The sequence below is a fragment of the Nonomuraea sp. NPDC050786 genome (assembly GCF_040654115.1).
Taxonomy (GTDB): domain Bacteria; phylum Actinomycetota; class Actinomycetes; order Streptosporangiales; family Streptosporangiaceae; genus Nonomuraea.
In genome coordinates, this window is the sequence record NZ_JBFAHJ010000019.1 from 91,391 (window position 1) to 103,245 (window position 11,855).

Here is an 11,855-nt window from a genome sequence, read left to right on the forward strand (position 1 = left end):
AGCGCGGATTTCTTGGCTTCAGATTAAGCTGAACTTATGCTCGACCCGCGAAAGCTCCACCTGCTCCGCGAGCTCGCCAGGCGTGGCACCATCGCCGCCGTCGCCGAGGCGGTCACGTTCACGCCTTCGGCGGTCTCGCAGCAGCTCAGCGCCCTGGAGCGGGAGGCGGGCGTGCCGCTGCTCGAGCGCACGGGCCGCACGGTGACGTTGACGCCCGCGGGCCACCTCCTGGTCGAGCACGCGCACGCCGTGCTGGAGCAGCTCGAACGCGCGTCGGCGGCGCTCGCCGCCGCCCGCGGCGGACCCTCGGGACCGCTGCGGATCGGCGCGTTCCCCACGGCGACCCGCGTGCTCCTGCCCCCGGCCCTCGTCGGCCTGACCGGGGCGCATCCCGGCCTGGTGCCGATGGTCTCCGAGATCGACCCCGCCGACGTCTCGGCGGCGCTGCGGGCGGGAGAGCTGGACGTGGCACTCGTGCACGAGTACGACTTCGTGCCGCCGGTGACCGACGCGTCGATCGAGACCGAGCCGCTGTTCAGCGAGCCGATGTACCTCACCGACCGCGCCTCGATCGCCGACGCCCGCGCCGACGCGTGGATCACCGACAGACCGGGCACCCTCTGCCACACCATGGCGATCAGGGCGTGCCAGGCGGCCGGGTTCGAGCCGCTCGTACGGCACCACATCGACGACTTCGACACCGTGCTCGCCTTCGTCGCCGCCGGTCAGGGGGTCGCGCTCGTCCCCCGTCTGGCGGCGATCGCCCCACCCGAGGGAGTCACGCTCACGCGCCTGCCGTTGAGCCGCCGCACGCTGGCGGCGTTCAGGCGGGGGAACGGCGAGCACCCGGCGATCAGGGCGGCCATCGCCGCCTTCCACGCGGCGATCACCCACCTCCCCCTCTGAGCAGCCCGTCGACCAGGTCGGCGAAGGCGGCGGCCAGCCGCTCGTGCTCCCCCGCCCGCAGCCGGCTCGCGATCGGCTCCATGTGCAACGTGCCGAGCAGCATGTGGGCGATCTGCTCGGCGTCCACGTCGGGCCGCCCTTCGGCGATCAGCCCGGCCACGTGCCGGTGCCAGGCCAGGTAGATCGGGTTGGCCATCCGGGACTGCTCGTCGTGGCTCCTGCTGGTGACCATGGCGTGCTCGACGGCGCTCATGAGGTTGCCGTTGCGTGCCGCCAGCTCCGCCACCGCCGCGAAGAACGCCACCAGCCGCTCGGCGGGATCGGCGCCCGGCCCCAGCGGCGGCGGCCCTTCGGTGAAGTCCTGCTCCAACTCCCGCGCCCGCTCGCTCATCAGCTCGAGCATGAGCCCCGTACGGCTCCCGAACCGGTGGAAGACCGTCCCCTTGCCCACGCCGGCGGCGGCCGCGACCCGCTCGACGGAGACCTGCTCGGGCGGGTGCCGCCGCAGCAGCTCCTCGGCCGCCCGCAGGATGGCCTGCCTGTTGCGCGCGGCGTCGGCCCGCTCTCGACGTTCCATCCGGGCATTCTTCCCCATGGACAAAGTTGACCAGCGGTCCATATATTAACTGGACCATCGGTTCAGATTAAGGAGAGAAGCATGCGCGCGATCGTCCTGTCCGAGAAGGGCGGCCCGGAGCGGCTCGAAGTGGCCGACCTGCCGCGTCCGACGCCGGGCGAGGGCCAGGTCCTCGTCCGTACGCAGGCCGTCGGCGTCAGCTACGCCGAGACGCAGATCCGGGCGGGCACGCTGCCGTTCCCGCTGCCGCTGCCCGCCGTGATCGGCGCGGAGGCGGCCGGCGAGGTGGTCGAGGTGGGAGAGGGAGTGGACACCAAGCTGCTCGGCAGCACGGTCGTGGGGGTGACCGGCGGGCTCGGGTCGTACGCCGAGTACGCCCTGCTCCCGGCCGCCATGACGGCCGCGGTGCCGGACGGCCTGAGCCCGGTGGACGCGCTGGCCGCGGCGGCGCCCGGCGCGATAGCGCTCGCCCTGCTGCACAAGGCGGGCCTCGAGGGCGGAGAGACCGTACTGGTGGAGGCGGGCGCCGGCTCGGTGGGCACCTACCTCGTGGAGCACGCCAAGGAGTTCAGGGCCGGCCGGGTGATCGCCACCGCCGGCTCGGCCGCCAAGCGGGACCGGGCCGCCCGCATGGGCGCGGACCTGGTCATCGACCACAGCTCGCCCGACTGGCCCGGCGAGCTGCCGGACGTGGACGTGGTCTTCGAGTCCGTCGGCGGCACGGTGGCCAGGCGGGTGCTCGACCACCTCACGCCAGGCACCGGCCGGATGCTCTACTACGGGCTGCTGAGCGGGGAACCCGCCGCCATCTCAGCCGCCGACCTGATGGAGCGCGGGGTGACGGTCACCGCCTGCAGCGGCCCCGGATGGGCCGGGGAGGTGTTCGCCACGCACCTCCCGGCGCTCCTCGACCGGCTCGCCGCCGGAACGAGCCGGGCCTACGTCGACCGTACGCTGCCACTGGAGGAGGCGGCGGAGGCCCACCGCCTCCTGGAGAGCCGCGCGGTCACGGGCCGGATCCTGCTGGTCCCCTGAGTGTCAGGCGTCCAAAACCGCTTCGAGCACGGCCTCCGCGCTCGCCTGAGCCTGGTTGTACTCGCCGCCCGTCACCGCCACGACCAGCTCGTCTTCTGAGCGGACGAGCAGGCGCTGCCCGCCGTTCCCGATGCCTTCGACCCAGCGGCGCTCCCCGGTGCCCACGTACCACTGGTAGCCGTACTCGAAATCCTGGGCGATCACCACCCGCGGCCTCAGCGCCTCCTGGAGCCACTCACCGGGAACGATGTCCCGGCCGCCGTCGAGCACCAGCTGCCCGATGGCGGCCAGGTCCACCGGCCGCAGCCGCAGCCCGGCCGCCGCGCTCGCCGTCCCGTCCGTGCCCTTGGACCACTCGTACGTGCTGATCCCGAGGGGCTCGAAGAGCACGGTCCTGGCGTACTCCTCCAGCGGCCTGCCCGCCCCGCGCGCGATGATCCCGCCGAGCACCGCGCTCGCCCCGCCGCAGTAGAGCCAGCGCTTCCCCGCCTCCTCGATGACCGGACGCTCCAGCACGTAGCGGTACCTGTCGGGCGCCAGCTCCATCGCGATCTCGCTGTTGTCGGGGCTGGTGTAAGGGGCGTCCTCGTTCCATTCGAGACCGAGCGTCATGGTCAGCGCGTGCTCGATGGTGAGATGCGCCCGCGCGGGATCCGCCACCAGGTCCCGATATTCCGGGAACTGGGCCACCAGCCCCGCCCCCGGCTCCGGCACCAGGCCCTCGCCGAGCGCGATGCCGTACAGCAGCGCCACCACGCTCTTGGACACGGACCTGAGGTCGTGCAGCGTGTCCCGGCCGAACTCGACGTGCCCCAGCGGCTCGTTCAGCCGGTAGTCCGGCCCGGAGCCGTACCGCTCGAGGACGACCTCCCCGCCCCGCATCACCACGAGGCCGTGGAAGTACGGAGCCTTGCCCGCACGCAGGATCTCGTCCACCTGTTCCGCCATTGCCACGATGTTCCTCCCGAAGTAGTCGCATCCAGGCATACAGCCTCACACGGCGTCAGGCTCAACCACCGAGCTCCGCCGGCGCACGCTCCCACGGGGAGCGGTCGGCGTCGACAGGGCGGACCTCATGTCGCCGCGGTGAGCGGCGTCGCGATGGACTCCAGACTCTTGCGTTCGGCCTTGACCCCGAACAGCAGCTCGACCAGCCCTCCCGCGATCATCACGAAGCCGCCGATGGAGAACGCGAGCGCCGTGTCCCCGGGCACCCCGCTCTCCACCAGCGAGGCGAAGACGAGCGGCCCGGCGATGCCGCCGGCGGCCGTGCCGATCGCGAAGAAGAACGCGATGGCGAGGGCCCTGGTCTCCATCGGGAAGATCTCGCTGACGGTCAGGTACGCCGAACTGGCCCCGGCCGAGGCCACGAAGAGCACCACGGACCAGCACGCGGTCAGCGTGACGGCGGTCAGCATGCCCTGGTTGAACATCCAGGCGGTGCCCAGCAGGAGCAGCCCGGACCCGATGTACGTGGCCGAGATCATCGGGACCCGGCCCACGGTGTCGAAGAGGTGGCCGAGCAGCAGCGGGCCGAGGAAGTTGCCGACCGCGATCACGGCGAAGTAGTAGCCGGTGTGCGTGTCGATCTTGTAGAAGGTGGTCAGGATCTGCGCGTACCCGAAGGTGATCGCGTTGTAGAGGAACGCCTGACCGATGAAGAGCGACAGGCCCAGGACCGTGCGCTTGGGGTAGAGCGCGACCATGGTGTGCGCGATCCGGACGAACCCGATGGACTTGCGCTGGTGCACGGTGATCGACTCCCGCGGCTCCGGCATGTCCACGCCGATCTGCCGCTCGATGTCGCCGACGATCTCCTCGGCCTTCTCCTCCTTGCCGTGGATGAACAGCCAGCGCGGGCTCTCCGGCACGTTCCGCCGTACCAGCAGGATCGCCAGGCCCAGCACCACGCCCAGGCCGAACGCGATACGCCAGCCGATGTTCACCGGCAGGTCGTTCAGCAGCGGCACGGTCAGCAGCGCCCCGCCGGCGGCGCCGAGCCAGTAGCTGCCGTTGATGATGATGTCGATGCGCCCCCGATGGCGGCTAGGGATGAGCTCGTCGATGGCGGAGTTGATGGCCGCGTACTCGCCGCCGATCCCGAACCCCGTCATGAACCTGAACAGGAAGAACCACCACGCGTGAAAGGAGAAGGCGGTCATCAGGGTCGCCGCCAGGTAGACGATCAACGTGATGAGGAAGAGCTTCTTCCTGCCGAACCTGTCGGTCAGCCAGCCGAAGAACAGCGCCCCCACGCAGGCCCCCGCGACGTAGAGCGCGGCGGCCAGGCCCGCGACCTGCGCCTGGGTGATCTCAATGCCGCTGCCCGGCTTGGCGAGCTGGGCGGAGAGGTTGCCGACGATGGTGACCTCGAGCCCGTCGAGTATCCAGACGGTGCCGAGTCCTACGACGATCATCCAGTGCCAGCGGGACCAGGGAAGCCGATCGAGACGCGCTGGCACTTTTGTGGTTATGGTACCGGTTTCCACGTCGCTCATAAGCTCCTGTGGCTACCCGGCTCATCGCTCGATAGGCTTCCTGGCTTCCACGATGCACGTGCCGAACCACGGCCCGCCGTACCAGAACCGCCAGCCCGCGTCGCGTCGCCGCACGTCAACCACGTCGAGCGAGCGCAGCGTGTCCTCGTACGCGTCCGTGTGCTGGAAGTCGGCGATCAGCATCAGCCCGCCGGGCCGCAGCACCCGGTGCGCCTCGCGCACGGCCTGGGCGCGCCCCTCGGCGTCGGGGATGTTGTGGATGGCCAGGCTCGAGACGATCACGTCGAACGTGTCGTCGCCGAACGGCAGGTCGCGCATGTCGCCCGTCACCAGCTCGACCCGGTCGGAGACGCCCTCGGCCTCAGCGTTCGTCCTGGTCGTCGACTCGGCGTTGCCTGACTGGTCCTTGGAGCGCCAGAGGTCGATGCCGGTCGCCCTGCCGCGCTCGAGCCGCTGCGCCGCCATCAGCAGCACCGCGCCACGGCCGCAACCCAGGTCGAGCAGCCGCTCGTCACCCTTCAGCAGCTTGAGCTCCTCGGCCCAGACCACGAACTTCCCGCGGCGCGTCGTGTAGAGGTAGCTGGCCGCGCTGGCCAGCGTGTAGAGCCCGCCGAGCAGGAACGCGATCCCGGCCACGGGGATGTCGAGCAAGAAGGAGATCACCGCGAGGGCCAGCAGCACGATCGCGCCTGAGAGCAGACCGACCAGCGGCCAGGGCGCGTCAAATCCGTAACTACCGTGTCGCTTGCGCATAAACACGTTATATCTCAAGGTGGTCTTGACGGGGAATTGACCGAACCCGTCGCCTTCCTACCGTCTTTCCCGCACAGCGCATTACTACGGTGACCTGGATAAGCGCACGATGGGGGTTTGACCAGGCATGACAGAGAACCGGCGGGGATTCGGCCTGGGGGCGAGCATGGCACTCACGCTCGCCTCGGCTCTGCTGTGGGGTGTGGCGCACCTCGCCGCCGAACGCCTCAAGACGGGCCTGGCGCTCATGTTCGGCTATGTGGTGATGCTCGCCGGCATCCTCACCATGGTCACCGCGTACAGCGCCAACCTGCTGTCGCTCGCGGTGCAGCCCCGCTGGCTCGTCGGGCTCACCGTGGCGCTGGTGGTGGTCGCGCTCGCCTGGACCGGCGTGATCGTCTGGTCCTTCCTCCTGGTACGCCCGCCGAGCGCGGACACCGTGGGCCGCTTCCTGACCACGACGCTGACCGCCGCCCTGTGCGCGCTGGTCCTGGCCCCGACCGTGTACGCCGCCCGGCTCACGTACGTGTCGCGAGACGTGGTGAACACCCTGTTCGCCCCCGCCGCCAGCACTCCGGTCATGGCACACGACCCGTGGAACGGCGCCCGCCGGGTCAACTTCCTGCTCCTGGGCGGGGACGCGGCGCCGAGCCGGCCCGGCGTGCGTACCGACAGCATGACCGTGGCCAGCGTGGACACCGAGACCGGCGCCACCGTCCTGTTCGGGCTGCCGCGCAACCTCCAGCGCATCGAGTTCCCCGACGGGCCGGCCAGGGCGCGCTTCCCCTTCGGCTTCACCGGCAGCGGCCCGGAGACCCCCGGCCTGCTCAACGAGGTCTACCAGTTCGCCGAGGACAATCCGGACATGGTGCCGGGCGTGCCCAAGGGCAAGCGCGGCTCGACCCTGCTCAAGCAGACGATCGGCAACATCCTCGGCATCGACGTGGGCTACTACGCCCTCGTGGACATGAAGGGGTTCGCGGAGATCATCGACGCCATGGGAGGCGTGAAGATCACCGTCAAGGAGCCCATCGTGTACGGCAAGTACCGCGAGGGCCTGCTGCCGGCCGGCACCCGCAGGCTCTCGGGCGAGGAGGCCCTCTGGTACGGCCGCTCGCGCACCGACAGCGACGACTATGTCCGCATGGGCCGCCAGAAGTGCCTGCTCAACGCGGTCGCCAAGCAGACCCAGCCGATGACCGTGCTCAACAGCTTCGAGCGGCTGGCCGCGGCCACCAAGCGGGCCATCTCCACCGACCTCCCGCAGGAGCTGCTGCCGGCCGTCGTGGACCTGTCGCAGAAGGTGAAGACCGCGAAGGTCCGCAGCCTCAGCTTCGTGCCGCCGCTGATCAACACCGCCTATCCCGACTGGTCCCTGATCCGCCGCAAGGTCGCCGACGCCCTGGAGGAGCACCCCGCGGCCGGTCACCCGGCACGGACCCCAGACCTGGACAGCCCGGTCAACCTCGACGCGACCTGCGCCTAGAACGTCTCATCCAGGTTGTCCGCGTAGTACTCGACGGCCCGCCGGTAACCGCCGACCTGGCCCGACTCGGCGACCACCTTGAGCAACGTCGAGACCGCGTCGCGGGAGCGGCCGAGGTTGTAGAGCGTCATCGCCATGAACGTGCGCAACGCCGCGTCGCCGGGGAACTCCTCCAGGGCCTTGACGAACGTCTCCAACGCCTGGTCATACCGCCCGAGCCCGCGCAACGTGCTGCCGTAGCCGGTGTAGGCCCCCAGCCGATCACTCAGCTCCTTGCCCGCCAGGGCCCTCTCGTAGTACGGCACCGCCTCGGCCTCCAGGCCGAGCACGTCGTGCACCCAGGCCGTCTGGTAGGCCACCTCGGCGTCGTCCGGATGCCGGCGCGCCAGCTCGACCAGCACCTGCCTGGCCTCCTCCGGCTTGCCCTCCTCCCGGAGGCGCACTCCCCTGGCCAATTCGTCATCTCTCATGCACGCAGTGTGGCATGATGGTGCCGACCTGAAACGGAAACGGTTTTCATACTCACATGGAGGGGCCGTGAGGGTGGCGTTCGTCGGAAAGGGCGGCAGCGGCAAGACGACGATGTCCGCGCTGTTCGCCCGGCACGTGGCGAGGCAGGGCGGGCCGGTGGTGGCCATCGACGCCGACATCAACCAGCACCTGGCCATGGTGCTCGGCCTCGACCGGCAGCCGGAGCCGCTCGGGGCCCACCTCACCGAGATCAAGGAGCGGCTGCGCGGCGACAACCCGCTCATCCCCTCCGCCGACGCCATGCTCAAGACGACCCCGCCCGGCCGCGGCTCCCGGCTGCTGAGCTTCGACGACCTGGCCGCCGACCCGTACGCGCTGACCACCCCCGAGGGCCTGCGCCTGCTGGCCACGGGCCCGTTCAGCGAAGACGACCTGGGCGTGGCCTGCTACCACTCGAAGGTGGGCGCGGTGGAGCTGCTGCTCAACCACCTGGTCGACGGTCCGGGGGAGTACGTCGTCGTCGACATGACCGCGGGCGCCGACTCCTTCGCCTCCGGGCTCTTCACCCGGTTCGACCTGACGTTCCTCGTCGCCGAGCCGACCAGGCAGGGCGTGGGCGTCTACCGGCAGTACCGCGACCACGCCGCCTCGTACGGCGTCGCGCTCGCCGTGGTCGGCAACAAGGTCCACGGCCAGTCCGACGTCGACTTCCTGCGCGAGCACACAGGTGACGACCTGCTCACCTGGATGGAGCACTCGGCCGCCGTGCGCGCCATGGAGCAGGGCCGCCACTTCACCCTCGACGACCTGGAGCCGGTCAACGTCGACGCGCTGGCCGTGCTGCACAAGGCCCTCGACGAGCAGGAGAAGGACTGGGAGCGCTTCGGCCGGCAGACCGTGGAGTTCCACCTGCGCAACGCCCGCGCGTGGGGCAACGAGCGGACCGGCCTCGACCTGGCCTCACAGATAGACCCGGATTTCGTGTACGGCCCCTGAGTGACCCCCTCAAGCCATCTGGAGCAAGAACGTGTCCCCGCATAGCGTCACATTTGATCCCTTTCGAGAGGAGACAGCATGTCGCTGACCGTTCCGAACGATCTGCTCGACCAGGCCAGAGCCGGTGACGTGGACGACGCGGCATTCCTCGCGTGCGTCCGCGACTCGCTCCCGTACGCGTGGTCGCTGATCAGCGAGCTGGTCGAGCAGCGCGAGCAGACGGGAGCAGAGTTCGCCGACAACCAGGTGCCACCGCCGTCCGAGGAGGCCCGCGGCCAGCTCCTGCGCTGCCTGGCCAGCGACGCGATGCGCGGCGCGCTGGAGCGCCACTACGGGGTCCGGCTGGCCTTCCAGAACTGCCACCGGGTCGCCGTCTTCGACCCGGCGGCCACCAAGGCCCTGAGCGACTTCGTCACCGCGAGGGCTCAGATCCTCAACCAGCAGCCGGAGCTGGTGGACTGCTGACCCGCCGCGCGCCGGTGACCTTCCGGTCGGGGGTCACCGGCGCAGCATCGGCAGCACCTCGGCCCCGAACCGCCGCACGTTCTCCAACGTCCGCCGCTGCTCCCCCAGCCCCTCCACCAGCAGGATGAACCGCTCGATCCCGGTGACCTCCGCGGTACGCAGGATCGTCTCGGCGCAGTGCTCGGCCGACCCGACGGGATGAATCCTGCTCAGCAAGTCCACATATTCCGGGATATGGCGTGAAGGTCTGGGCCGGCCGTCCACCGGCACGTACCCGGCCAGCCCCGGTTCCAGCCACCGAGGCAATGACTCCTTGATCTCGCGTACCGCCTCCGCCGTGGAGTCGGCGACATACGCGACCCCGGCGGCGAGGTGGTCGCGGGCCGTACCGCCGCGCGCCCCGTACTCCGCGACCAGCGCGGCCTTCTCCGCGTCCCCGATGTGCATCCCCAGCAGCATCGGCAGCCCCCGCTCCGCCGCGATCCGCACGGTCGCCTCGGAGGTGCACGCGACCACGGGCCGCATCCGCGCGCCGGGCACCACCTGGACCTCCCTGAAGCGGAAGAACTCCCCATCGGCGGCCACGGGACCGCCCGAGAGCGCGCCGAGCAGCAGGTCGAGCGACTCCCCGAACCCCCGCTCGAACCGCTCCAGCCCGGTCCCGAACACCTCCAGGTCCACCCACGGCCCGCCCCTGCCGACGCCCAGCGTGAACCGCCCGCCGGACAGGTGATGCAGCATGGCCGCCTGCTCGGCCAGCGCCACGGGATGCTGCGTGGACAGCACGCTGACGGCCGTGCCGAGCCCGATCCGCGAGGTCCGGCCGAGCGCGACCGCCGCCAGGGTGGCGGCGGAGGGACACACGCCGTACGACATGAAATGGTGCTCGGCGATCCACGCGTCGTCGAACCCCGCCGCTTCCGCCGCCGCGATCAGCTCGACGGAGTCCGCCAGCACGTGGCCGGGCTCCCGGCCGGGAAATCCCGCCGCCACGACGAAGACGCCGATCCGCATGTCAGCCGAACAGCGTTTCCTGGCCCTCGCACACCAGCGGATCCCGATGGTGCTTGAGGTGCCGCCACTGGGGCAGATCGTCCAGGTATGACCACGAGAGCCGGTGATGGGCGGTCGGCCCCAGCCGGGCGAGGGCCTCCTGGTGCAGCGGCGACGGGTAGCCGGCGTTCTCGGCGAAGCCGTACTCGTCGCAGCCGATCGTCCCCATGTACGTGTCGCGGCGGACCTTCGCCAGGACGGACGCGGCCGCGACCGAGATGCTCGCGGCGTCCCCCTTGACCTCCAGGCGCACCGGCCAGGGCGGGCCGATGTAGTCGTGCTTGCCGTCGAGGATCACCGCGTCCGGGCGTACCGGCAGCGCCTCCAGCGCCCTGCGGGCCGCCCTGCGCAGGGCCTCCGTCATGCCCAGCGCGTCGATCTCCGTGTGGGTGGCCTCGCCGTAGCCGATGCCGATCGCCCAGGCCGCCAGCTCGCCCGCGAGCGGCCCGCGCCTGGCGGCCGAGAGCTGCTTGGAGTCCGTCAGCCCCGGCGGCGGCTCCGACAGGTCGGTGACGACCGCGCACACCGTGACGGGCCCCGCCCAGGCGCCGCGGCCCACCTCGTCGATGCCCGCGACCGTCCGGATGCTCGGCTGGGAGAGCAGGAGGTGCTCGATGTCGTACGTCGGCGCCATGAGCCTGAACGGTACTAGTCGAGGGCATCCTCCGGTGGGCGGCGTTCCGCGGCGCGTACCGGTTCGAGGTCGGCCGCGAGGTAGCGGGCGGCCACGTGGATGGCTCGGAGCGTCACCGACACCGAGGGCCGGTGGACGCTGGACCGGCGGGCGACCGCGTGCACGTCGCGTCCCACCGGGTTGCCGGGGAACTGGCGTACGGCCAGGCCCCGCACCCCAGCCGCCAGCGCGAGCGCGGGCACGGCCGCGATGCCGATCCCCTTGGCCACGAGCGAGAGGATCGTCCCCAGGCCCTCGAACTCCCACGGCGGGCGGCGGGCCCCGCCCACGTCCACGAAGAGCCGGTCCACCGCCAGCCGCGACGGCTCGCCGTCGGGCGTCGCCATCCACGGCTCGTCCCGCAGCTCCCGCAGGTCCAGCGGCACGCCGGGGTCGGCGAGGCGGTGCTTGCGCGGCACCACGAGCACCATCGGGTCGCGCAGCAGCGGGAACACCCGCAGGCTCTCGCTGTCGCGCACGTGCCCGTACCAGTCGTCCACGAGCGCGATGTCCACCTCCCCCGACTGCACCTCGCGCATGCCCCGCCCCGACCTGCTCTGCCCCAGCCGGAGCGTCAGCTCCGTGTGGCGGCGCAGCGAGCGCGCGAGCGCCGGCGCGAACGCCACCGCCGCGGTCGGGAAGGCGGTGACCACCACCCGCCCCGCGGGCGTCCCCGCGTGGGCGGACAGGTCCGACTCCGCCTCCTCGACCATGGACAGGATGCGCTCCGCGTGCGCGACCAGCCGCCGCCCCGCGTCGGTGAGCTCGGCGCTGCGCGCGGTCCTGTCGATGAGGGCCGTGCCGGTCTCGCGTTCGAGCGCCACGAGCTGCTGCGAAACCGCTGACGGACTGTAGCCGAGCGAGGCCGCAGCCGCAGCGATGCTGCCACGGCGAGCAAACTCGCAGATCAGCACCAAACGCCGCAATTCGAGCATCAGTCTT

Annotated in this window: 13 protein-coding genes; 5 read left to right on the forward strand and 8 right to left on the reverse strand. The window is 71.0% G+C overall.

The features are described 5' to 3' along the window. Positions 1 to 36 precede the first annotated feature (36 nt). A complete protein-coding gene (locus AB0H84_RS30295; protein WP_357611483.1) occupies positions 37 to 906 on the forward strand; it encodes a LysR family transcriptional regulator in 870 nt (289 codons plus the stop codon). Here the strand turns inward: AB0H84_RS30295 and AB0H84_RS30300 are convergent. Then, entirely contained in the window at positions 887 to 1,483 is a 597-nt protein-coding gene (locus tag AB0H84_RS30300) for a TetR/AcrR family transcriptional regulator (RefSeq protein WP_357611486.1), read from the reverse strand. The two genes, AB0H84_RS30295 and AB0H84_RS30300, sit on opposite strands and share 20 nt — an antisense overlap. Positions 1,484 to 1,564: 81 nt before the next feature. Between AB0H84_RS30300 and AB0H84_RS30305 the strand changes: the two genes are divergently transcribed. Beyond that, positions 1,565 to 2,518 (forward strand): zinc-binding dehydrogenase, encoded by a 954-nt coding sequence (locus tag AB0H84_RS30305; protein ID WP_357611489.1) that lies wholly within the window; start codon positions 1,565 to 1,567, stop codon positions 2,516 to 2,518. A 3-nt stretch (positions 2,519 to 2,521) separates the two neighbouring features. Here the strand turns inward: AB0H84_RS30305 and AB0H84_RS30310 are convergent, their stop codons facing one another. From AB0H84_RS30310 to AB0H84_RS30320, 3 genes are all read right to left on the reverse strand, one after another. After that, positions 2,522 to 3,466, reverse strand: a complete 945-nt coding sequence (locus AB0H84_RS30310) for a serine hydrolase domain-containing protein (RefSeq protein ID WP_357611492.1) — start codon at positions 3,464 to 3,466, stop codon at positions 2,522 to 2,524. A 125-nt stretch (positions 3,467 to 3,591) separates the two neighbouring features. Then, on the reverse strand, positions 3,592 to 4,935 hold the full coding sequence (locus AB0H84_RS30315) for an MFS transporter (protein WP_357611495.1): 1,344 nt from the start codon (positions 4,933 to 4,935) through the stop codon (positions 3,592 to 3,594). Between the two features lie 102 nt (positions 4,936 to 5,037). After that, the gene (locus tag AB0H84_RS30320) at positions 5,038 to 5,769 is read right to left on the reverse strand and encodes a class I SAM-dependent methyltransferase (RefSeq protein WP_357611498.1); all 732 of its coding nucleotides are present in this window, start codon (positions 5,767 to 5,769) and stop codon (positions 5,038 to 5,040) included. Positions 5,770 to 5,896: 127 nt separating this feature from the next. Between AB0H84_RS30320 and AB0H84_RS30325 the strand changes: the two genes are divergently transcribed. Beyond that, complete coding sequence (locus AB0H84_RS30325) at positions 5,897 to 7,255, forward strand: LCP family protein (RefSeq protein ID WP_357611501.1); 1,359 nt, start codon at positions 5,897 to 5,899, stop codon at positions 7,253 to 7,255. Here the strand turns inward: AB0H84_RS30325 and AB0H84_RS30330 are convergent. Next, positions 7,252 to 7,725: a tetratricopeptide repeat protein gene (locus AB0H84_RS30330; protein WP_357611503.1), complete on the reverse strand. Its 474-nt coding sequence runs from the start codon at positions 7,723 to 7,725 to the stop codon at positions 7,252 to 7,254. The two genes, AB0H84_RS30325 and AB0H84_RS30330, sit on opposite strands and share 4 nt — an antisense overlap. 67 nt (positions 7,726 to 7,792) lie before the next feature. Between AB0H84_RS30330 and AB0H84_RS30335 the strand changes: the two genes are divergently transcribed. Beyond that, positions 7,793 to 8,722: an ATP-binding protein gene (locus tag AB0H84_RS30335; RefSeq protein WP_357611506.1), complete on the forward strand. Its 930-nt coding sequence runs from the start codon at positions 7,793 to 7,795 to the stop codon at positions 8,720 to 8,722. Between the two features lie 78 nt (positions 8,723 to 8,800). Next, the gene (locus tag AB0H84_RS30340) at positions 8,801 to 9,187 is read left to right on the forward strand and encodes an SCO5389 family protein (protein WP_357611509.1); all 387 of its coding nucleotides are present in this window, start codon (positions 8,801 to 8,803) and stop codon (positions 9,185 to 9,187) included. Between the two features lie 33 nt (positions 9,188 to 9,220). On the opposite strand, the gene AB0H84_RS30345 is transcribed toward AB0H84_RS30340, so the two are convergent. The 3 genes from AB0H84_RS30345 to AB0H84_RS30355 are packed head-to-tail and all read right to left on the reverse strand — an operon-like array spanning position 9,221 to position 11,848. After that, positions 9,221 to 10,201, reverse strand: a complete 981-nt coding sequence (locus AB0H84_RS30345; protein ID WP_357611512.1) for an LLM class flavin-dependent oxidoreductase — start codon at positions 10,199 to 10,201, stop codon at positions 9,221 to 9,223. A gap of 1 nt (position 10,202) precedes the next feature. Next, the gene (locus AB0H84_RS30350) at positions 10,203 to 10,874 is read right to left on the reverse strand and encodes a ribonuclease HII (RefSeq protein ID WP_357611515.1); all 672 of its coding nucleotides are present in this window, start codon (positions 10,872 to 10,874) and stop codon (positions 10,203 to 10,205) included. A 14-nt stretch (positions 10,875 to 10,888) separates the two neighbouring features. Then, a complete protein-coding gene (locus AB0H84_RS30355) occupies positions 10,889 to 11,848 on the reverse strand; it encodes a LysR family transcriptional regulator (protein ID WP_357611518.1) in 960 nt (319 codons plus the stop codon). Between the last annotated feature and the right edge of the window lie 7 nt (positions 11,849 to 11,855).